17 protein-coding genes are annotated in these 20,187 nt (G+C 62.3%); 10 read left to right on the top strand and 7 right to left on the bottom strand.

Translation table 11 applies throughout. The features are described 5' to 3' along the window. Nucleotides 1-569 precede the first annotated feature (569 nt). Both B0G75_RS12330 and B0G75_RS12325 read right to left on the bottom strand, forming a co-directional pair. Complete coding sequence (locus B0G75_RS12330) at nucleotides 570-701, bottom strand: hypothetical protein (RefSeq protein ID WP_258194405.1); 132 nt, start codon at nucleotides 699-701, stop codon at nucleotides 570-572. Between the two features lie 206 nt (nucleotides 702-907). Continuing rightward, the gene (locus tag B0G75_RS12325; protein ID WP_106305682.1) at nucleotides 908-2,098 is read right to left on the bottom strand and encodes an acyltransferase; all 1,191 of its coding nucleotides are present in this window, start codon (nucleotides 2,096-2,098) and stop codon (nucleotides 908-910) included. 232 nt (nucleotides 2,099-2,330) lie between these two features. Here B0G75_RS12325 and B0G75_RS41255 point away from each other — a divergent pair, with 232 nt between their 5' ends. The 3 genes from B0G75_RS41255 (at nucleotide 2,331) to B0G75_RS12310 (ending at nucleotide 5,451) form a co-directional block, all read left to right on the top strand. Then, complete coding sequence (locus B0G75_RS41255; RefSeq protein WP_258194404.1) at nucleotides 2,331-2,459, top strand: hypothetical protein; 129 nt, start codon at nucleotides 2,331-2,333, stop codon at nucleotides 2,457-2,459. Between the two features lie 191 nt (nucleotides 2,460-2,650). Next, the gene (locus B0G75_RS12315) at nucleotides 2,651-3,784 is read left to right on the top strand and encodes an OpgC domain-containing protein (protein ID WP_106305142.1); all 1,134 of its coding nucleotides are present in this window, start codon (nucleotides 2,651-2,653) and stop codon (nucleotides 3,782-3,784) included. Between the two features lie 65 nt (nucleotides 3,785-3,849). Then, on the top strand, nucleotides 3,850-5,451 hold the full coding sequence (locus tag B0G75_RS12310; RefSeq protein ID WP_258194444.1) for a tannase/feruloyl esterase family alpha/beta hydrolase: 1,602 nt from the start codon (nucleotides 3,850-3,852) through the stop codon (nucleotides 5,449-5,451). Nucleotides 5,452-5,621: 170 nt separating this feature from the next. Here the strand turns inward: B0G75_RS12310 and B0G75_RS40605 are convergent, their stop codons facing one another. Further along, the gene (locus tag B0G75_RS40605) at nucleotides 5,622-6,038 is read right to left on the bottom strand and encodes a hypothetical protein (RefSeq protein ID WP_181309235.1); all 417 of its coding nucleotides are present in this window, start codon (nucleotides 6,036-6,038) and stop codon (nucleotides 5,622-5,624) included. Between the two features lie 389 nt (nucleotides 6,039-6,427). Between B0G75_RS40605 and B0G75_RS12295 the strand changes: the two genes are divergently transcribed. From B0G75_RS12295 to B0G75_RS12285, 3 genes are all read left to right on the top strand, one after another. Beyond that, on the top strand, nucleotides 6,428-7,354 hold the full coding sequence (locus B0G75_RS12295) for an ABC transporter ATP-binding protein (RefSeq protein WP_106305679.1): 927 nt from the start codon (nucleotides 6,428-6,430) through the stop codon (nucleotides 7,352-7,354). Then, on the top strand, nucleotides 7,351-8,112 hold the full coding sequence (locus B0G75_RS12290) for an ABC transporter permease (RefSeq protein WP_012427884.1): 762 nt from the start codon (nucleotides 7,351-7,353) through the stop codon (nucleotides 8,110-8,112). Before B0G75_RS12295 ends, B0G75_RS12290 begins: the two co-directional genes overlap by 4 nt. A gap of 128 nt (nucleotides 8,113-8,240) precedes the next feature. After that, nucleotides 8,241-8,846, top strand: a complete 606-nt coding sequence (locus B0G75_RS12285) for an amidase family protein (RefSeq protein ID WP_258194443.1) — start codon at nucleotides 8,241-8,243, stop codon at nucleotides 8,844-8,846. A 131-nt stretch (nucleotides 8,847-8,977) separates the two neighbouring features. Here B0G75_RS12285 and B0G75_RS12280 read toward each other — a convergent pair whose 3' ends face one another. Further along, nucleotides 8,978-9,979 carry a LuxR family transcriptional regulator gene (locus B0G75_RS12280; protein WP_106305676.1) on the bottom strand — a complete coding sequence of 334 codons (1,002 nt, stop codon included), beginning with the start codon at nucleotides 9,977-9,979 and terminating at the stop codon, nucleotides 8,978-8,980. A 182-nt stretch (nucleotides 9,980-10,161) separates the two neighbouring features. Here B0G75_RS12280 and B0G75_RS12275 point away from each other — a divergent pair, with 182 nt between their 5' ends. From B0G75_RS12275 to B0G75_RS12260, 4 genes are all read left to right on the top strand, one after another. Then, on the top strand, nucleotides 10,162-11,073 hold the full coding sequence (locus B0G75_RS12275) for a helix-turn-helix domain-containing protein (RefSeq protein WP_106305673.1): 912 nt from the start codon (nucleotides 10,162-10,164) through the stop codon (nucleotides 11,071-11,073). A 478-nt stretch (nucleotides 11,074-11,551) separates the two neighbouring features. After that, nucleotides 11,552-11,977, top strand: a complete 426-nt coding sequence (locus tag B0G75_RS12270; RefSeq protein WP_106305129.1) for a DUF3830 family protein — start codon at nucleotides 11,552-11,554, stop codon at nucleotides 11,975-11,977. A 283-nt stretch (nucleotides 11,978-12,260) separates the two neighbouring features. Further along, nucleotides 12,261-13,481 carry a sensor histidine kinase gene (locus tag B0G75_RS12265; RefSeq protein WP_106305126.1) on the top strand — a complete coding sequence of 407 codons (1,221 nt, stop codon included), beginning with the start codon at nucleotides 12,261-12,263 and terminating at the stop codon, nucleotides 13,479-13,481. A 433-nt stretch (nucleotides 13,482-13,914) separates the two neighbouring features. Next, a complete protein-coding gene (locus B0G75_RS12260) occupies nucleotides 13,915-16,806 on the top strand; it encodes a YadA-like family protein (RefSeq protein WP_374956891.1) in 2,892 nt (963 codons plus the stop codon). Nucleotides 16,807-16,916: 110 nt separating this feature from the next. On the opposite strand, the gene B0G75_RS12255 is transcribed toward B0G75_RS12260, so the two are convergent. The 3 genes from B0G75_RS12255 to shiA form a co-directional block, all read right to left on the bottom strand. Further along, the gene (locus tag B0G75_RS12255) at nucleotides 16,917-17,045 is read right to left on the bottom strand and encodes an oxalate:formate antiporter (RefSeq protein WP_106282486.1); all 129 of its coding nucleotides are present in this window, start codon (nucleotides 17,043-17,045) and stop codon (nucleotides 16,917-16,919) included. Between the two features lie 10 nt (nucleotides 17,046-17,055). Next, nucleotides 17,056-18,459 (bottom strand): OFA family MFS transporter, encoded by a 1,404-nt coding sequence (locus B0G75_RS12250; RefSeq protein WP_106305120.1) that lies wholly within the window; start codon nucleotides 18,457-18,459, stop codon nucleotides 17,056-17,058. Nucleotides 18,460-18,813: 354 nt separating this feature from the next. After that, nucleotides 18,814-20,133 carry a shikimate transporter gene (shiA, locus tag B0G75_RS12245; RefSeq protein ID WP_106305117.1) on the bottom strand — a complete coding sequence of 440 codons (1,320 nt, stop codon included), beginning with the start codon at nucleotides 20,131-20,133 and terminating at the stop codon, nucleotides 18,814-18,816. Between the last annotated feature and the right edge of the window lie 54 nt (nucleotides 20,134-20,187).

The raw sequence follows: 20,187 nt of genomic DNA, 5'->3' as shown, positions 1-20,187 counted from the left end.
CACATGCATCCCGATGCTGTCGCGTCCGTTGGGCCTCGTGGAAAGGCGCAGTTAAGAGAGAATCAGTTGAACACCTAATCCTTAGGTTATTGGGCTTCCAATGTTACAGGGCTGCGCCGGACGTCTTCGATTCATTACGGCACTCGCGGCGCAAGCTGCTTGGCAAGAACGGCTCCGCTTCAAGCCCTTGTCAAATTGTTCGAGGTATTTCAAACCGGCCGAACTGTCACCCTGTGGCCGACTCAAGCGCCGACCTTCGATGCGGCCGACAACCACAGTTCGCATGGGGCGCATCAAGAATAACTTGGCGGAAGGTGCCGGGCACGTGCTCCCATGCGGTTTGATGCCAGGTCTCACGGCTCGTGCCGATGCACTCAACGCTGCGGTCGAGGGCATCGCGGCCTCCAAAAAAAGGCGGTCGTCTGCGGCGGCCTAAGCGACAAAATCAGACGTTCCCAGACTGAATATTTTCTTCTCTGAGCGTAACTAAATTCGCAAAGGATGTCGCGCCAAATGAAATGAGCGTCGTCCATACCAAAAGCAACATCGGGGTAGCATGTCCATATCTCTTAAATCGGGGTGACCACGCCTTTGACCATTCCGCCCAGCAGGAGCGCGGCAACGATGCCGAGCAACGCGTAGAGGTTGAGCGCCTGCAAGCCCGCGCCAAGCACGCCGCCGGCGAAAGTGAAATGAGACATGGTTGGACAGCGCGTTTTGGAAACTGCGAGCCGGCCGCGTAAGTCGGATCGACCGGATAGCGCGTGGGCGGTGATTTGTTGTTATCGTTCGGCCAGTTCGGTGTCCGCGTGTCACGCAAGATCGGAAGCAGCCGGCTCATTGAGGCCGCATGATACCGTGCTCTCGCTTGCGCCGCATGCAGGCAAAACGTAATGCGTGCGTGGCGTCAGACCGCATCCGATGCGGCGCCCTCATTCCTTGACGAATGCTCCGCCCGCTCACGACGCGACGGCGGCGCCGACGTGTACGCGGAAGTGGGCGTCGTGGCGGCCGCCGGCGCACGCCGCGTCTTCAAACGAAGGATCGGCTCTTCGATCAGCCGCCACGACAGCATCGCCATGCCGAGCGAAATCACAAACGACCCGGCGATGCCCACGACGTGCGCCCACACCGGCACCGTCCCGCCGAAGAGCGCCGCGGCGTGATGGTTGCGAGTCAGGTCGGGGATCAGGTTGTGATAGAGGTAAAAGCCATAGCTGATTCGCCCGAAGCTCACCAGCCAGCCTGTTTCGAGCAGGCCAATCACGACGGCGTTGCGGCAACAGGCAATCGAGCACACCAGCGCCGCGATGCACACACCGTACGAGGCACTGACAGCAGTGAACAGCAGTGGGCTGTCCACCTCGCTCCACATCGGCTCGGTCGCGCAGAAGCTCACCAGCGCGAGACTCAGCGCGAAGAGCGTCACGCCGTGCCCGAGCCAGCCTCGCAAGCGGCTCGTTTGCCCCGCGATCATCAAGCCGCCAATGCCGCCCAACGCCAGCAACCAGAAGTTCGTCAGCGGGTGCGTGTAAACGGTGATTTCCTGCCAATGTGCTGCGCGCATGGCGAGCAGCGAAACAAGCCCGGTCGCGACGATCGCGAGACACACCGCGCGATGCCGGCGTGTGGCAAGCAGCAGCAGGAGCGGCGCGAACAGGAGATAAAACTGCTCTTCGATCGCGAGGCTCCACAAATGCGAGTAGCGCCCTGGCCAATAGTGCAGCACGGAGCCGATCCAGATGTTCGACAGATAGGCGAAATGAAACGGCATGCCGCTGGCCAGTTCGGGACTCGCGATGCCGAATGCCATCAGCACACACATCACCACCAGCATCAGGTAGTAAATCGGAAAAATGCGCAGGGTCCGGCGAAACAGAAAGCGCTTTAATTCAGCGCCGAATCGGCTGGCGCCGCTTTCAATGCGCGTGCGTTGTGCAGCAAGAATGCCGATGATCAGGAAACCGCTCAGCGCGAAAAAGATCCATACGCCAAGATGACCGATCTCGCCGATGTCGCCGAACAGGCGGTGCTGAAAAAATACCATCAGGACTGCGATCGCGCGCAATCCGTCGAAGCCGGCAATTCTGTTGTTCATGTGGTCGTCTTCCAGTGCGAAGGCGGCGCGCGCAGCGCAGCCGTTCTGGGCGGTAGTGGAAGGACCGGCGCGCATCGGCGACTCTCGGGTCGGCCGTGGCGAATAGAAGGCGTCGCAATGACGCTCGGCGTGCCGGCCGATCGCGGATCGGCCGGCCGCGTGTCCGGTCCACATGAGTGGCCGCCGTCGAAAGGTGGCATCGCGCGAAACGCGCGAGGTCCGACGGGCGTGCATGAAACCATCCTACGATGAAAAAAAGCAAAAAAAATCGCGCATCGCCTTCAGCGATTTATTTTCCGGGCTGATTACCGATCGCATGCGCGTGCCGCGAATTAATGCCGCAAATCTTGCCGCGAACTGAAGACGCGATGACTCAGTATTACCGCATGCCGACAATGGAATTTCAAATCGCCGCCACGTGACTTGAAATTAGAGGCGGGTTGTCAGCGCGCGCGGCCGGACCGCGCAGCCTCGCTGAAAACGTTTTATCGTCATGGTGTTCCTACGAAAAACGACGCGCGGCATGCGTGCGTCTCTCCTGCGAGAACCTGAATGGAAACCCGTCGCGGCCGCCCCGGTGGAAGTCTCCCTGGAGGGCGTTCGATCGAAGTGGACTTCTTCCGCGGCGTCGTGCTGATCGTCATCGTGCTGGACCACATTCCCGGCAGCGCGTTGTCGCATCTGATGCTGCATGCCTACGCGTTGTGCGATTCAGCGGAAGTGTTCGTGTTTCTCGGCGGCTATGCGTCGGCGGCGGCGTACACGGCGGTGCTCGCGGGGCGCGGCGAGAACGCGGCGAAGATGCGCTTTGTCAGGCGCTGCTGGGAAATCTACCGCGCCTATCTGTTGACGGCGGTGTTGACGCTGCTGTCCGGCGCCATTCTCGCCACGCTGAATCTGAACCGTCCCATGGTCGACCTGACCGGCTGGCCGCCTTTCGCGGTTCAGCCGCTGCGCGAAGCTTTCGATATCATGCTGCTGCGGCGCCAGCCCTATCTGTCGAGCGTGTTGCCCATGTACGTGATCTTCGCGCTCAGCGTGCCGTTCGCGGTGCCGCTGGCGCGGCGTTCGTCGCTCATGGCGGTAAGCCTGAGCTTGCTGATCTGGGTACTGGCCCGGCCGTTGGCCGCATTATTCAGCATTGACGACGTGGCCGACTGGGCTTTTAATCCGTTTGCATGGCAACTGATGTTCGTACTCGGGATTGTTTGCCGGGTGCAGCCCATCAGCGAGCGCTTCCACGCAACCCGTACCGCGCGCTGGTTTACGCGAGTCGCCGTGGTCGCTGTGCTGGCGTTCGCTGTCGTCAAACTTTTCGTGCTGACGCAACCTTTGCCCGGCACGTTTAAACAGAATCTGTCTCCTGACCGCGTGATCAACTTCATCGTCATTGCCTGGCTCGCCGCGCAGTTCGTGCGCATGGGCAGCATCGCGTGGCTCGCGCGGCGGCTGCCTGCCGTGGTCACTGTCGGCCGCACGGGGCTCGTGTGTTTCGTTGCGGGCACACTGGTTTCGCTGATCGTCGATACGGCGACGCCGCATGTGTTTCATGGCTTTCGCGGCGTGCTGATCGGACTGGGCGGCGATCTCGTCGCTATCGGCGCCGTACTGATGATCGCGCGCGGCTGGAACGGCTGGAAAGGGCAGAAGTCGGCTGCGGTCGCCAATGGCGCGGGTTACGGATGAGGTCGCTCCCGCGCCGTGCGCGTGTCGCGCGAGATTCGCGCGCGGTCATCCACGTTGTTGGCGCGATGTTGTGGCTTGCCGCTCACCCGGCGCACGCCGCGCTCAAGGAAGCGCCCCTCGCCATGCGCTGCGCGGAATTGGCGGGCGCCGTTTTGCAGCCGGAACTCATTGCGCTGCCGACCGCCGGCGTGCAGATCGAGAGCGCGGCGATGGTGAGCGCGACCGCGCCCGGCAATCAGCAAGGCGGCGAGTATTGCCGCATTACCGGCCGCATCAAAGGGTTCAACGCCACCACGCCCGATATTCGTTTCGATCTGAATTTGCCGCGCCGCTGGAACGGCCGCGTGCTGCAGATCGGCGGTGGCGGTTATAACGGCGTGGTGGTGAGCGGCACGGGCGTGATGCCGTTCTCGCCGAACCGCGCGCCGCTCGCGCAAGGCTACGCGACGTTCGGCGACGACTCGGGGCATGTCGGCGATTCATCGGTCGCGGTTTTCGGCCTCGTCGATGAGGCGGTCACGAACTTCGGCTTTGCGCATCTGAAGAAAACGCACGATGCCGCGCTTGCGCTGATTGCCCGCGCTTACGGCCGGCCGCCGCAGCGCATGTATTTCGCCGGCGGTTCGACCGGCGGCCGCGAAGGCTACACGGTGATGCAGCGCTATCCCGACGACTACGACGGCGTGATCGCCAATTCGCCCGCGCTCAATTTTACCGGCGTGCGCCTGCTGGGCGTGAAACTCGGGCAAGCGGAATACGGCACGCCCGGCGGCTTCATTCCACCGATGCTGCTCGAACACGTCTATCAACGCACGCTCGCCACATGCGACCGGCTCGACGGCGCGGCGGACGGCATTGTCAGCGATGTCGCCGGATGCCGTGAGCGCGAGGCAGAGATCATCGACTCGCTGCGCTGCGGCGGACGCACGCCTTCGCACGATGAATGCCTTACGAACACGCAGCTTTCCACCTTGCTCGTGATGCGCGACGGGCTCTCGTTGCCCTACCGTCTGGCGTGGGATGTCGATGGCTACCGCGGCTATAACATTTTTCAGGGCACGCATCTGACCGGGCTACTCGGCCTTGGGCATCAGCCGGAGCGCTTGCAGGTGCCGACTTTCTTCGCCAACGGCTACCTGTTCGCGCAAGGCGACGGCTATATCCGCTACTTCGTCGCGCGGGACGCCGGCTTCGACTCGCTCGGGTTCGATCCGCAACGCCCCGGCAAATATCGCGCGCAACTCGTCGCGCTGTCGCAGACGATCGGCGCGATGAACCCCGACCTCACGCGCTACATCGCGCGCGGCGGCAAGCTCATCACGCTGCAAGGCCTCGCCGACGAAGTCATCAGCCCGAACCAGACCATTGCCTATTACGACAAACTGGTCGAGCGGTTCGGCATCGACCAGGTCAATAATTTCATGCGCTTGTACATGGTGCCGGGATTCCAGCACGGCAGCGGCGTGTTCATTCCAGCGGTCGATCTGCTGGGCGCGCTCGATAACTGGGTGACGCGCGGGGCATCGCCGGAGACCTTGACGGCAACCGATATTGCGGCGGCGACCAACGGGCGCTCACGTCCGCTGTGCCGCTATCCGCTGTTTCCGCGCTACATCGGCAAGGGCAATGTGAATCTGGCCAGTAGCTTTGCTTGCGCGGAACCGTAAGCGGTAGTTGTTGGAAAAATGCCTCGCAAGGGGAATGACTCGCGTGCTTGATCGGAGCCGCGGGTGGATGAACGCATGATTTCTGTTTCAAAAAAAGAGGGCGGCGATGCCTTGCATCGGCGCCGCCGCCCCGGTCGAAACTGAACCAGTCAATTCGACACCAGCCTGTTTTACTGGCCGTTCTGCGTCGTGCCGCCGGCACCGTTGTTCATGCCATTGTTGGTCCCGTTGCTCATGCCTTTGCTCGTGCCTTTGTTCAAGCCGTTACCCGTGCCGCTGTTGGAGCGGTTCAGCGACGAGCTATTGGGTGTCGCGCCAGTGCCGGTGCCCATACCGCCGCCGGTGCCGGTCACACCCGGCGAGCCGTAGCCCGACTCGCTTGGGGTCTTCATCGACCCGGAGCCCACGCCCGGTGTGGCTGTACCACCAGCGCCGCCGGTCGTGCCGCCGCCCGCACCCACACCGGTGCCGCCACCGCCCGCGCCGCCACCCGCACCGCCGGCGCCACCGCCAGCTTGCGCATACGCGCCGCCCGACAAAGCCATCACAAGCGCCGAAGCGAAAATAGTCCTGGTAATGCGTTTCATGGTTCAACCTCCATAGAGTCGGTTTGATGTCACGCAAGCGCTTGTCGCTCGCATGTATTGGACTGCGCAAGCGGTGTGCCTCGCGTAAGCCTTTCGCTTGACCGAGACGGACGCGGCAGCATGCTGGGAGTCGAGCATGAGGCGTTCCCGGCGTCGCGTGACCAAACCGATTTGGAACCCGAACTATTTTGCACTGCAGCGAAACCGGGCGGCTTGCGCGTTTTGCCGTGCCGCTACGGCGGGCCTAGTTCCCGGCGCGACCCTACGCGTTCCCGGCGCACTGCCGCGATACGCTGCACGCTTTCCCACTTTCCTTTACATTGCGGGTGCGATTGCGCTTTAACATCGCTCCCTCTAATCAAACAACGGTGTCTGCCATCGTCGATTCCATGCAGCCAATCGTCTCAGTCACGAACCTGTCGAAAACCTATGCCACCGGTTTTCATGCCCTTAAAAACATCAATCTGGCGATCAACCGCGGGGAAATCTTTGCTTTGCTCGGGCCGAACGGCGCGGGCAAAACGACCCTGATCAGCATCATTTGCGGCATTGTCAACGCCAGCGCCGGCAGCGTGACGGTGGACGGCCGCGACATCGCGACCGACTATCGCGGCGCTCGCTCGCTGATCGGCCTCGTGCCGCAGGAGTTGACCACCGACTCCTTCGAAACCGTTTGGGCCACCGTCTCGTTCAGCCGCGGGCTGTTCGGCAAGCCGAAAAATCCGGTTTATGTCGAAAAGGTGTTGCGCGACCTGTCGCTGTGGGAAAAGCGCGATAGCAAGATCATCACGCTCTCGGGCGGCATGAAACGGCGCGTGCTGATCGCCAAGGCGCTCTCGCACGAGCCGCGTGTGCTGTTCCTCGACGAACCGACCGCCGGCGTGGACGTGGAACTGCGCCGCGATATGTGGAAGCTGGTGCGCTCGCTCGCCGCGAGCGGCGTGACGATCATCCTCACGACGCACTATATCGACGAGGCGGAGGAAATGGCCGACCGCATCGGCGTGATCAGCGGGGGTGAAATCATGCTGGTCGAAGAGAAAACGGAGTTGATGCGCAAGCTCGGCAAGAAACAGTTGACGCTGCAACTGGAGAGCCCGCTCGCGCAAGTGCCGCCCTCGCTCGCGGGCTACGGGCTCGACGTCGCGAAGGGCGGTAACGAGCTGATCTACACCTACGAAGGCGACGGCGGACGCACTGACATCATCGCGCTGCTCAAGGCGCTCGACGACGCGGGCATCCGCTTCAAGGATCTGCACACCACTCAAAGTTCGCTCGAAGACATCTTCGTCAGTCTGCTCCGAGGTAACCAATGAACATCTACGCGATTCGCGCGATCTACAAGTTCGAGATGGCGCGCACGTGGCGCACTCTGATGCAGAGCATCATCGCGCCGGTGATTTCGACTTCGCTTTACTTCGTCGTGTTCGGCGCGGCGATCGGTTCGCGCATCAAGGAAGTGGACGGCATCAGTTACGGCGCGTTCATCGTGCCGGGTTTGATCATGCTGTCGCTGTTGTCGCAAAGCATTTCGAATGCGTCGTTCGGGATTTACTTTCCGCGCTTTACGGGCACCATCTACGAGTTGTTGTCGGCGCCGGTCTCGTATCTGGAAATCGTCGTGAGTTATGTGGGCGCTGCGGCCACCAAATCAATCTTGCTCGGGCTGATCATTCTCGCGACCGCGGGCTTGTTCGTGCCGCTGCAAGTGCAGCATCCGTTCTGGATGATCCTGTTTCTCGTGCTCACGGCGGTCACATTCAGTCTGCTCGGTTTCATTATCGGCATCTGGGCGGATAGCTTCGAGAAGTTGCAACTCGTGCCGCTCCTGATCATCACGCCGCTGACTTTTCTGGGCGGCAGTTTCTATGCGGTCAATATGCTGCCGCCGTTCTGGAAGGTCGTGACGCTGTTCAATCCGATCGTCTATCTGGTTAGCGGCTTTCGCTGGAGCTTCTATGGTCTCGCCGATGTGAATGTCGAGGTGAGCCTCGGCATGACGGCGCTTTTTCTGGCGGTGTTTCTGTTGATCGTTGCGTGGATCTTCAAGACGGGTTATCGGCTCAAGTCCTGACAGGGCGCGTGTCGTGCGAAACTGCCGGACGTCCCCAACACGGAGCCGGTAGCCATTATGTCCGTCGATCTCAGTCTGATTGAGCGAAGCGCGTGCGAAGTCGTCGATCTGTTGCGTGAAGGCTCGGCATCGCCACCGTCGAGCCGGAAATTCTGGCGATCTGCCGCAAGACAATGGAACGGCTGTCGACGGATGGCGTCAGCGTCGAGGAAAGCGATCTCGACCTGAGCGCGGCGACGCAGGCGTTCCACACGCTACGCGGCATTGCCTACGCGACGAACTACGAAGACGTGCTGGCGCAGCACCGCGACGTGCTGAATCCCAACGTGATCTGGAATATCGAGTTCGGTCTGCAGTTGGATAACCGCGCGATGCGCTCGGCGCAGCGCACGCGCGCAGAACTCTTCTACAAGCTGAATGCGCTGTTGCGGCGCTACGACGTGCTGATCTGTCCGGCCTCGATCGTGCTGCCATTCCCGGTCGAAGCTCGCGATATCCGCGACGCGGTCGGCCAGCACTTCGAGACTTACATCGACTGGCTCGCCATCACGTATGCGCTGACGCTCACCGGCATGCCGGTGATCGCGATTCCGTGCGGCATGAGCGCGAGCGGGCTGCCTGTCGGTATTCAGATAGTCGGCAAACCGCGTGGCGAGGCGGCGTTGCTTTGCGCGGCGCGCGCAATCGAAGAGATCATCGGCACCTGGGCCACGGGCAAGCCTCAAGTCTTGTGAACGTCAACCCGCGCGCGATGCGAAGCGTGATGAGCCGTGTGCGGACAGCGGCGTAGGCGCGCGCAAAGGGGCACGCGAAGCTCACATCGTGGCCGGCACCGCGACGGGCGTGCCGGCCACGACACCAGCCTCTACGTCACATAAGCCTGGGCGACATTGATCAACTGCACGCGGTTGCGCACGTTGAACAACTGCCGCAGACGGCGCAAGTGGTAATCGACGTTATGCGGCGACAGCCCGAGAAAGTAGGCAATCTCCTTGTCCCGCTGACCCTGCACGACCGCCTTCAGCACCGCATGCTGCAATTCGCTCAGCGTGACGCGCTGCTGCTGCGCGGGCGCGATGCCGATCACGCTCTTCGCGTGCGTCCAGATGAATTCGTGGATCGTGTGCGCGAACATGAGCGTCTCCGCCACGATCGACTCGGTCATCCAGCGCGGATTGCCGATCTCGGAGTTGAAGCACAGGCTCGCGCTCAACTCCGGTTCCGGCAGCGGCATTTGCGTGAGAATGCCGCTTTTGCGCCCGGTCACTTCCAGCATGTCGATCAGCCCGCCGAGACGTTCGCTGCGCATTTGCGCACGCGGCAGGTCGGCGCGCATGTCGGCCGTATTCCAGAGAAACGGCAGGCCGGTGGGCGACGCGAGCGCCACACGCGGGTCGAGCTCGAAATAACGCTCGCGGAAATAACGCGTGAGCCAGCTATGCGACTCGTAGCTGGTCAGCACGAACATCGTCTTGTGATGCGCCGACGTGCGCGTGGCCGAATAGCTGAACGAGTCGAAGCCCAGTTGCTTGATGCGCTGCCGCACGAATTCGATGCGGTCCTGCGCGCTGCCAAAGCGCACCAGCGGACTGATGACAGGTGCGGCGCGCCGCGCGGCGGGCGAGGGCGTGCCGATTTCCTCCTCGGTGAAGAGCGTGAGAAAGCCTGTGGGCGCCGCGCTTGTTGCGGTGCGGTTGGGTGCCCTGGATGCTTCAGCCGCGTGGGCTGATTTCTCGAGTTGCCGCGTGCCGGCCGGGTAAGCCGGTTGGGCGGCAACCGCCGAGTTGTATGCTGCCGACGCGTGCCCGGCTTCGCCTTGCGGCGAACCGGTCAACCAGTGCGGCAGCGTATCGCATTCGTGTTCCATGAAACGGTAGCTCCGGCGTTCGAAACGCGTGAAAGACGACAACCTGAATGATTAGCTATTTCCAGAAATTGCGGTAGCCGGTTCCTTGCTATCATTTTTGAGTTCTTGCTCCGACAGAGGATCGGCAACGCGGGCATGGCAGGGTTCACTCTTCATATGGCACCTCCCTGGGAATGGACGTGATGGTACGAATTCCAAAACTCACAACGACGCTCGCCTACGACCGCTACATGGCGGGCCAGAAACTGGTGTCGAGCGTGAATCGCCCGTGGCGGCACCTGGTGCTGCGCTCGTATCTCGAACCGGCCGAGCAGGAACTGCTGGAAGCGCCCGGCTTGCAGGACCTCACGCTGATGACGCTCGCGAGCGGCGCCGAGCATCTCGAGCGCAACCTGAACGGGCGCTGGGAAAGCGCCGATCTGCGCGTGAGCGACCTCTGGTTCGTGCCGCCCGCGCCGATCTCGTGGCGTTGGCGTTCGATCAGCGATGAGCCGCTGTCGACCGTCCATTTGCACATCGAGCGCAGCCTGATCGACAGCGTCGCCGACCAGATGGAGCTTGGCGGCTCCCGCGAGCTGTCGCTCGGCGACGCGATGCAGTTTCGTGATCCGCTGATCGCCGCAATGCTTGCCGCATTGCATCGCGCCGCCGCCGATCCCTCCGACTCGCGTCTGTATGTCGATGCGCTGGTTCACGCGCTCACCGCGCATCTGTTGCAGCACTATGCGCGTGGCCGCCCTGCGTCGACCGGAACGCCGGCGCGCCCGGAACGCCTCGTGCCGCGCCGGATCCACCGTGTAACCGATTACATCCGCGCCAATCTCGACGGTGATCTGGCGATCAGCGAACTGGCCGCACAGGCGGGGCTAAGCAGTTTCCATTTTGCGCGGGTGTTTCGCCGCGAGACCGGCGAGACGCCGCATCAGTACGTGTCGCGATTGCGGCTCGAGGAAGCTGCGCGGCTATTGCGTGCCACCGATCAGACCGTGCTGCAGATTGCGATCGCGGTTGGTTTCGAGAATGCCAGTCATTTCTCCGTGCAGTTCAAGCGTGGCTACGGCGTGACGCCGCTCGCTTACCGGCTGCGCGGCTGAAGTACGGATTGCGCGGCTGGAAGTGGCCGGCTGGTCAGCAGGCAGTGGCGGGACGACGACTAACGGTTCGAGGCAGCCGCATGAGGGCCGCGGAGCCTCGCCGCTTGCGCCACCGGGCAGTGCTGCCGCCCTGCCTCCGACCGCATGCAGGGCTGGCTCGCGGGAATGTACAGTCCGATGAGCCGCCTTGGGGGAATCACGCACATCGCGCAGTGTGCTGCGCATTGCGCGGCTTGCAAACTACGAAGTTTCGTGGCGGCCAGGCGGTTGGACCTGGCATGGACGTGCCGATCTGGCTTGCCGGGCGTTGTTTGCCCAAAACACCGGCACTGGTCCAACTGGCCTGACCAGCCGAGCCGGAACTGTATCTGTCGAAGCCTTGCATCGGACGACAGAATCATGTGCCTGCGGCCTGGCTCCCGCCTGCGTCAAATCTCCGACCGACCATTCCATTCACTCTCACACTGGAAACCTGGCGATGACCCGACTCCGAATCACCTCCTGCGGCCATGTCTTTACCGCCGAAACCCATCCGGACGCGCCGCAAACCGTGGCCGCCTTCCTGAAGCTCCTGCCGTACCGGCAAAAGCTCATTCATGTGCGCTGGAGCGGCGAAGGCTGCTGGGTGCCGCTTGGCGACTTCAAGCTCGAGAACGACGGCGCGGCGGTCGGCTTCGAGAATCACACGAGCCATCCGTCGGTCGGCGACATTCTGTTTTATCCCGGCGGCTACAGCGAAACCGAGATCATTCTCGCGTACGGTTCGTGCTGCTTCGCGAGCAAGATGGGGCAACTCGCGGGCAACCACTTCCTGACGATCGTCGAAGGCAAGGAGAAGCTGCGCGAGCTCGGCACCAAGGTGTTGTGGGAAGGCGCGCAGGACGTGCTGTTCGAGAAGATCTGAAGCCGTGGCGCGGTGTCGCGCAAGGGGATTGCGCGCGGGCGGTGTTCACGCGGAGTTCTTTCTGCGGGACGCGCCGGTTCGGACAGGTCCTAACCCTGGTTAATTTTTGTTCCGTAAATCGCGCATACTGGAGGCGCCCGGGCGGCTTGCGCAGCGCTCACCATTTGCCTCCTGAGCGCGGTTTGCAGTCCATGCGGTCGCGTTGAGTGCGTCCCGAAGGAAGTCTCCTTGGGGGCGGCGCGGAACACCTACTTTCGCCGCCATGCGGCGCCAGGTCTCCCACATGACAGACTCGCACGTACTGCCGCTCGCCGCTTTCGCCAAACAGTTGCGCCTGCAACAGGTCGAACTGACCGAACGCTGGATGAAGGCTGTTTTTCACGACGCAGAATTGACCGAATCCGACCGGCTAACTTACGAGCAACTGGCCGATCACGTCCCGAACATCCTCGACGAAATCTGCAGCGTGCTGGAGAGCCAGGATCTGGACCAGGTCGAGAGCGCGATTGAACGCGACGCGCGCCTGCACGGCAAATTGCGCTGGAAGCAGGGCTACCGGATCGACGAACTGGTGCACGAGCTCGACCTGTTCCGGCAGATGCTGACCGGCGCGATCGTCGAATTCAGCGAGGCGCGGCCGTTTTTCACGCGGCGTCATGAGGAGCGGGCGCGGCATTTCATCGACGAAGCCGTGAGCTTTGTCACGCTGACGTCGATCCGCGAGGTCGTCAACGAGCGCGACCGCAAGATCGACGACTACACCGGGCGCCTCGAGCGCGCCAATCACGAACTGACGCTCAAGCAACGGCTGGTCGGCGATCTGTACGAGTCGCGCATGCAGATCACGCGCAGCGTCGTGCACGATTTGCGCAACTTTCTCAACGTGTTTTCAATGGCGCTGCAGCTGATCAGCCGCGCGCCGGCCAAAGTCGAGACGGCGCTCGCGCTGGCGAACCGTCAGGCGGCCGATATGAAAACGCTGGTCGACGAACTGGTCGAATACTCGGTGGTGCTCGGCGACGACAGTCCGCTCGTGCTGGAAAGCTTCGCGCTGCGGGAGTTGTTCGACGAACTGGTGATTTCGTGCGAAAGCGCGATCGAAGCGAAAGGGCTGCGGCTTCTGACCGCCTTCGACGGCGCGCTGGACGTGGTCGTCTCCAACCGTCTCAAACTCAAACAGGTCGCGCTCAACCTGTTGACCAACGCGGCCAAATATACCAAGGCGGGCCAGGTCGAATTGAGCATGACGGCGACGGAAAACGATCGCTGGCGCCTGCGCGTGTCGGACACGGGCGTGGGCATCGGCGCGTCGGACCGCGAGCGCGTATTCAAGGAGTTCGAGCGCGCCACGGATGAGGACATTCCAGGCGCGGGCCTGGGCCTCGCGATCGTCAAGGAATTGTGCCGGGTGCTGCAGGGCGAGATTCGTTTCGACTCGCAGGAGGGCGAGGAGACGATCTTCGAGATCAGTTTTCCGATGCGCCTGGCGACCGAGAACGGCTGATCGATCTGCTTGGCCGCGGCACGGTCCGCTGTATCAGTTCACGTCTCTTCACGTGTAGTTCTCCTGTATGACCTCCGTTTGACTGCCGAAAGTAGACTCATTTTGGTCGACGTTCGTCTCGTTTGAGAACTTCGACAGGAATTATCAGTGTCTCGTGCGCTGATTTCGGAAAAGTCAAAACTGCTGCTTAGAAATGCCTAAAAATAACGAACGCGATATAAGACGTTTGGCATTTTAAGTCTTAAACGGGTTATGCCTTTTTTCCAATATAAGCTAAAAAATCGCTTTACACGGTATATTTGTGTTCGGCGACTTTGTGTCGTGGCGAGGTAGTCACGCCGTCTTAAGTTTCTATCGGATCGCGTTAAATAATTAGGATGACATAGTAAAAATCCTAGTGCATGGATCTTCTATAAAAAGATTGGGAGGAATGTTGAACAAGTCTTTTAAGACCGAATGGAATAGCACGACCCGCACGTACGCGGCGGCGTTCGAGGTGGCGAAGAGCCGTGGTGGGCGAGGGGTTGCGGGCTATGGCGCGCTGGTAGCCGCAGGTACCAGTCTGTTTGGGACGTTGGTGATGGCTTTGCCTGCGAGAGCGGCCGCGGAGTCGCCCAACCCGATCATGAATGCGCCTGTCGAATGGGATGTCGCCGATCTGGCGACTGTCCGCCAAACGGCCCAATCCAACGTGAGCAGTTCAAAAACGCTGACGCTTGCAACTGCCGCGTTGACCGATCCAGTACCCGTCACCCAGTTCATTGCCGTCAGTCCGTTCACCACACCCGCTTTGACGACCTCCGCGTCGGGAGGCGAAAACGCAATGGCGATCGGCGTCGGTGCGATGGCCATCGACGATAACGCGCTCGCAATCGGCACGAGTTCCGGCGCTGCGCGTGTCAATACGACGGCCGTCGGCGCGGGAGCCGCTGCGCTGGCACCCAATGCGACGGTGGTGGGCGCCGGCGCGACAAGCAACTATTTTGCGGAGAACGGTGTTGCTATCGGCTATAACGCAGCCGTTCAGAACGTCAATGCGCTGGCTATCGGAACGAACGTCCAGACGGACGCGGCGAACTCGATCGCAGCGGGTAGCGGCGCCCTTATCACGGGGGCCGCGACGAAGGCAATCGCGTTTGGTTCCGGTGCGACGGCCACGGCAGCGGGCTCGGTCGCGCTGGGTGCGGATTCCTCTGCGGACCGGGCAAATACCGTCTCGGTCGGCAGCGCCACGCTGCAACGTCAGATCGCCAATGTCGCGGCCGGCACCCAGGGCAGCGATGCCGTTACAGTCTCGCAGTTGAAGGGCATGGCGGGCGTGCTTGGAGGCGGCACCGACGTTGCCGCTGACGGAACGATCGCGAAACCCGTCTATAAGGTCGGTGGGAGGATATACAACGATGTCGGCTCCGCGCTCGCAGCCGTCGTCACGACCAGCACTCAAGCCAGCGCCGATTCCGTTCAGTACGATTCGAGCTCGCACGATAGCGTCACGTTAGGCAGCGCTGCCGCGCCGGTTCGGCTCACCAATGTGCGCGCCGCGACTCTCGCTGCCGGCAGTTCGGACGCCGTTAACGGCGCGCAACTGTTCGCCACCAATCAGGCCGTGGCGCAGAACACCGGCAGCATCACGAACCTGGATCAGCGCGTTACGGACAATACGACGAACATCAGCAACCTCGATCGGCGCGTCACGGACAACACGACGAACATCAGCAACCTCGATCAGCGCGTCACCGACAACACGACGAACATCAGCAATCTCGATCAGCGCGTCACGGACAACACGACGAACATCAGCAACCTCGATCGGCGCGTCACCGACAACACGACAAGCATCAGCAACCTCGATCAGCGCACCACGACGATCGAAGGCGACGTGAGCAACATCACGAACCAGATCAACAATGGTGAGATCGGGCTCGTTCAACAGGATCAGACCTCGCGTAATCTCACCGTGGCGAAAGACACGGACGGTGCCCGCGTCGATTTCACCGGCACCGGCGGCGCACGCGAGTTGACGGGCATTGCGGCGGGCACAGCGGACGCGTCCGCGGTCAATCTCGGCCAGTTCAAGCCGATGGTGGCCGCGCTGGGCGGCGGCGCGCAGATCAACGCCGATGGCTCGCTGACCGGCCCCAGCTATCACGTGCAGGGTGGCACGCAAACCACCGTCGGCGACGCGCTCGGCTCGCTCGACAATGGCCTCAGCTCCTTGCAGCAGAGCATGGAGACCGGCGGTATCGGCATGGTCACGCAGGATCCCGTGTCGCGCGTCATCAATGTCGGTGCAGTGACGGACGGTAAGCTGGTCAATATGGCCGGCACCGCGGGCCATCGCGTCATCACAGGCGTGGCAGCGGGCGTGCTTGGTCCGGCCAGCAGCGACGCGGTCAACGGCTCGCAACTGTATGCGCAGGCGGCGAGCACGGCGGTGGCGCTCGGCGGCGGGGCGACCGTCAACGCGGACGGTTCGGTCTCAGCGCCGTCGTATAGCGTGGGCGGGACGGTCGTGAACAATGTCGGCGGCGCGATCACGAACCTCGATGGCCGTGTGACGCAGAACAGCAGCGATATTGCCGGTCTGCAGACCACCGTCGGCAACCTTGGCGGCGCGGTTGCGAATGCGGTGCAGTACGACGGCTCGGCGCACGACAGGATCACGCTCGGCGGCGCGGCGGCCAATGCGCCGAAAGTCCAACTGACTAATCTGCAGGACGGCACGCTATCGGCCACCAGTACCGACGCAGTGACGGGAGCGCAACTCTGGAACACCAACCAGACTGTCAGCACGCTTAGCCAGCAGATCAACGTGGTGCGGAACAACCAGACCACCGGCAGTCCCTACGTTGCCGTCAACAGTTCCGGTACAGCGGCGCAGGCAATCGGCAACGGTTCTGTAGCGATCGGCGGCGGCTCCAAGGCATCGGCGCCGAATTCGGTGGCGATCGGCGAAGGCTCGGTGGCCGATGTGACGAACACGGTTTCGGTAGGCGCGTCCGGCAGCGAGCGCCGCATCACCAACGTCGCGGCCGGGCAGGGGCCGACCGACGCCGTCAACATGCAGCAGTTCCAGGGCGGCTTGAGCGACATGGCGCGCAATGCGTACTCCGGAACGGCATCGGCGCTGGCGCTGACGTCGATCCCCGAAGTCGACGCCACGAAGAACCTCGCAATCGGCGTCGGAACGGCTGGTTACAAGGGCTATCAGGCGGTGGCGGTGGGGTTGTCGGCGCGCGTCACGCAGAGTTTGAAGGTGAAACTCGGCGCGGGCATCAGTTCCGCCACGACCGCGGTCACGGCCGGCGCGGCGTATCAGTGGTAGCGGGAAGGCGGGAAATCGGCGCGCTTGAAATGCGCCGGTAGACAGTCGGCGAGTGACACTCGCTGCAGAGGCACCCCGCACGTCTGAACGCGCGGGGTGCCGAACGACATTTACTTAAAGAGCTTCATCGCCTGCGAGAGCGTATTGACCACGCCCCATGCGAGCGGCAGCGTCACATACAGCCAGAAGACTGCGAGTTTGACCTTGCTGGTCTGATTCACTGCTTGAATGGTCGACATGCGAGTCTCCTTAAGCGCCTTTGGCGAGTTGTGCGTCGGACATGTGGTGCTTGTCGTCCACACGCTTGATCAGCAGGTTGCAGACGAAGCCGACTACCAGCAGCACGGCCATGATGTGAACGGTCATCGTGTAGGCGTCCGCCTTGGCGACGCCCTGCGCGACTTCATAGGCGCGAATGTAGTTCACCAGCACCGGACCGGCGACGCCCGCCGCGGCCCACGCCGTCAGCAGACGCCCGTGAATGCCGCCGACGAACGCCGTGCCGAACATGTCGGCGAGATAGGCCGGCACGGTGGAGAAGCCGCCGCCGTACATCGTCAGGATCACGCAGTAAGAGAGCACGAAGAGGGCGATATGACCCGACGCCGCGAAACCCGGCACGAGGTAATACAGCACCGCACCAAGGGCGAAGAAGATGAAGTAGGTGTTCTTACGGCCGATCCAGTCCGACGCCGACGCCCACACGAAACGGCCGCCCATGTTGAAGAGCGACAACAGGCCGACGAAGCCGGCCGCCGCAGCTGCCGTCACAGTGTCCTTGAAGCTCTCCTGGATCATCACCGAGGCCTGGCCGAGAATGCCGATGCCGGCCGTCACGTTCAGGAACAGCACGAGCCAGATCAGATAGAACTGCGGCGTCTTCAGCGCCTGATCGATATGCACGTGATTGCGCGAGATCATTTTGTTCTGGCCGGTGGCGCTGGGCGTCCAGCCGGCCGGCTTCCAGTCCGCCGGCGGCACGCGGATCGCGAGCGCGCCGATCGTCATCGAGATGAAGTAGGCGATGCCGAGCACGACGAACGTTTCGGCCACGCCGATGCTGGTCGCGCTGCGGAAGTGGTTCATCAACGCCACGGACAGCGGTGCGGCGATCATCGCGCCACCGCCGAAGCCCATGATCGCCATGCCGGTCGCCATGCCGCGGCGGTCAGGGAACCAGCGGATCAGCGTGGACACCGGCGACACGTAGCCGAGGCCCAGTCCGATTCCGCCGATCACGCCGTAGCCGAGATAGAGCAGCGCGATCTGATGCAGATGCACGCCGAGCGCGGAAACCAGGAAGCCGCCGCCGAAGCAGCATGCGGCGGTAAACATCGTGCGGCGCGGGCCGACGCGTTCGAGCCACTTGCCGGCGAAGGCCGCCGACAAACCGAGGAACACGATCGCCAGCGAAAAGATCCAGCCGAGCGAGGTCAGCGACCAGTCATCCGCGCTGGATTGAGTAATGCCGATGACCTTGGTCAGCGGGCCGTTGAACACGGAAAAGGCGTACGCCTGGCCGATACAGAGGTGGACGGCAAGGGCCGCGGGCGGGACCATCCAGCGCGAAAAACCTGGCTTCGCAACGGTGGCCTGTTTGGAAAAGAAGGGGGCGGAGCCTGAATTCCCGCTCGGCTCGGTGATACTGCTCATGGTCGGTCTCCGGGGTGACGAATTAGTTGTTATCGGCGCGGCACACCAATGCTTTAGGTCTCGCGGCTAAAAAAATTGTGCTTTTCGATGCCGCCTATATATGTATTTCGACTGCATATGGCGTGCTGGAACTCGCGACGAAATCAACTGCGTCGAACGATAGGGCGGGATCATGGCCTTGGCAATATGAGATGCAAATACATAAGATGTTTGCCTGGCGAAACACGACCGTAATCTGTCGAATCGCGGCCTGGTGGTGCTGTTGTCCGAAATAAACTACCGAGTGCCCAAAGCAAAGCGGGCCGGCAGTGGCATCTTTCGCCACGCCGGCCCGCTTGACCGCGATCGGGAAACTCAGGCGACGGTACGCCTGGTCTTCATCTTCGCCGCCACCAGCACCGAGATCAGGCAGCCAACGGCCAGATAAGCAGCCACCGGATGCCACGAGCCGCCGGCAAAGTTGACCAGCGCAACCGCGATAAACGGCGTGAAGCCGCCGCCGACTACACTGGCCACCTGATAGCCCACGCCCGCACCGCTGTAGCGATACTCGGTGCCGAACAGTTCGGTGAACATGGGTTGCTGCACGCTCACCACCATGTCGTGCGCAACGTTGGCGAGCATGACGGCGAACACCACGATCCACACCGTCGCGCGTGCTTCGAGCGCGAGGAAGAACGGCACCGCGCTCAGCATGCCGACCAGCGCGCCGGCAATATACACGCGGCGGCGGCCGAAACGATCCGCCAGCAACGCGAAGCACGGAATCGTCACGCAACTCAGCGCGCCCACCAGCAGACCGATGGTGAGGAAGAACTCGCGCGGCATGTGCAGATTCGCCGTCGAGTAGTTCAGTGCGAAGGCGGTCACGATATACATCGTGAACAACTCGGCAAGACGCAGCGCGATGATCAACAGGAACGCCTTCGGATGCCGCAGCAAGGCTTCGACGATCGGCAGGCGAACGCTGCGTTCACCGTGCTTGCCGACTTTCTCGACGAATTCCTTCGACTCCTCCATGCTCGAGCGGATCCACAGCGCGATCAGCACCAGCACCACGCTGAACAGGAAGGGCAGGCGCCAGCCCCAGCTCAGGAACGAGGCGTTGTCCATGGAACGGCTGATCAGCGCAATCAGTCCGGTCGAAAGCACGAGGCCCACGCCGTAGCCGACCTGCACGCCGCTGCTGTAGAACGCTTTCTTTTTCTCGGGCGCACTTTCGACTGCCATCAACGCCGCGCCGCCCCATTCGCCGCCCACCGCAAAGCCCTGGATCGCGCGCAGACTCACGAGCAGCGCCGGCGCCCACCAGCCGATGCTGGCGAACGACGGCAGCAGGCCGATGGCGGCGGTCGACAGACCCATCATCATTACCGTGAGCACCAGCATGCGCTTGCGTCCGAGCCGGTCGCCGTAGTGTCCGAACACGAAGCCGCCGAGCGGGCGGAACAGAAAGCCGACGCCGAAGGTGGCGAACGCGGCGAGCGTCCCCATCGCCGGGCTGACTTTTGGGAAAAACTCGGCATTGAAAACGAGCGCGGCGACGATGCCGTACAGGAGGAAGTCGTACCAGTCGACCACGGCGCCGACAAAGCTGCCGAGCGCCGCCTGGCGAGCCTGGCTGCGCGCTTTGCGGCTGTCGACCGTGGCGGCCGTCGGGATGGTGGTGCTCATGAAATTGTCTCCTTGAAACGCTCGGGCTGCCGGGATCGTGCGGCGGACACAGGA

The sequence above is a fragment of the Paraburkholderia sp. BL18I3N2 genome, assembly GCF_003001875.1.
In the GTDB taxonomy this organism is placed as follows: domain Bacteria; phylum Pseudomonadota; class Gammaproteobacteria; order Burkholderiales; family Burkholderiaceae; genus Paraburkholderia; species Paraburkholderia phytofirmans.
This window is presented reverse-complemented; position numbering and strand designations above follow the sequence as displayed.

Excerpts from the sequence above, each read along its gene's own strand:
- B0G75_RS12330 (WP_258194405.1), bottom strand. The coding sequence starts at position 701 with ATGTCTCATTTCACTTTCGCCGGCGGCGTGCTTGGCGCGGGCTTGCAG.
- B0G75_RS12325 (WP_106305682.1), bottom strand. The coding sequence starts at position 2,098 with ATGAACAACAGAATTGCCGGCTTCGACGGATTGCGCGCGATCGCAGTC.
- B0G75_RS41255 (WP_258194404.1), top strand. The coding sequence starts at position 2,331 with ATGAAACCATCCTACGATGAAAAAAAGCAAAAAAAATCGCGCATCGCC.
- B0G75_RS12315 (WP_106305142.1), top strand. The coding sequence starts at position 2,651 with ATGGAAACCCGTCGCGGCCGCCCCGGTGGAAGTCTCCCTGGAGGGCGT.
- B0G75_RS12310 (WP_258194444.1), top strand. The coding sequence starts at position 3,850 with ATGTTGTGGCTTGCCGCTCACCCGGCGCACGCCGCGCTCAAGGAAGCG.
- B0G75_RS40605 (WP_181309235.1), bottom strand. The coding sequence starts at position 6,038 with ATGAAACGCATTACCAGGACTATTTTCGCTTCGGCGCTTGTGATGGCT.
- B0G75_RS12295 (WP_106305679.1), top strand. The coding sequence starts at position 6,428 with ATGCAGCCAATCGTCTCAGTCACGAACCTGTCGAAAACCTATGCCACC.
- B0G75_RS12290 (WP_012427884.1), top strand. The coding sequence starts at position 7,351 with ATGAACATCTACGCGATTCGCGCGATCTACAAGTTCGAGATGGCGCGC.
- B0G75_RS12280 (WP_106305676.1), bottom strand. The coding sequence starts at position 9,979 with ATGGAACACGAATGCGATACGCTGCCGCACTGGTTGACCGGTTCGCCG.
- B0G75_RS12275 (WP_106305673.1), top strand. The coding sequence starts at position 10,162 with ATGGTACGAATTCCAAAACTCACAACGACGCTCGCCTACGACCGCTAC.
- B0G75_RS12270 (WP_106305129.1), top strand. The coding sequence starts at position 11,552 with ATGACCCGACTCCGAATCACCTCCTGCGGCCATGTCTTTACCGCCGAA.
- B0G75_RS12265 (WP_106305126.1), top strand. The coding sequence starts at position 12,261 with ATGACAGACTCGCACGTACTGCCGCTCGCCGCTTTCGCCAAACAGTTG.
- B0G75_RS12255 (WP_106282486.1), bottom strand. The coding sequence starts at position 17,045 with ATGTCGACCATTCAAGCAGTGAATCAGACCAGCAAGGTCAAACTCGCA.
- B0G75_RS12250 (WP_106305120.1), bottom strand. The coding sequence starts at position 18,459 with ATGAGCAGTATCACCGAGCCGAGCGGGAATTCAGGCTCCGCCCCCTTC.
- shiA (WP_106305117.1), bottom strand. The coding sequence starts at position 20,133 with ATGAGCACCACCATCCCGACGGCCGCCACGGTCGACAGCCGCAAAGCG.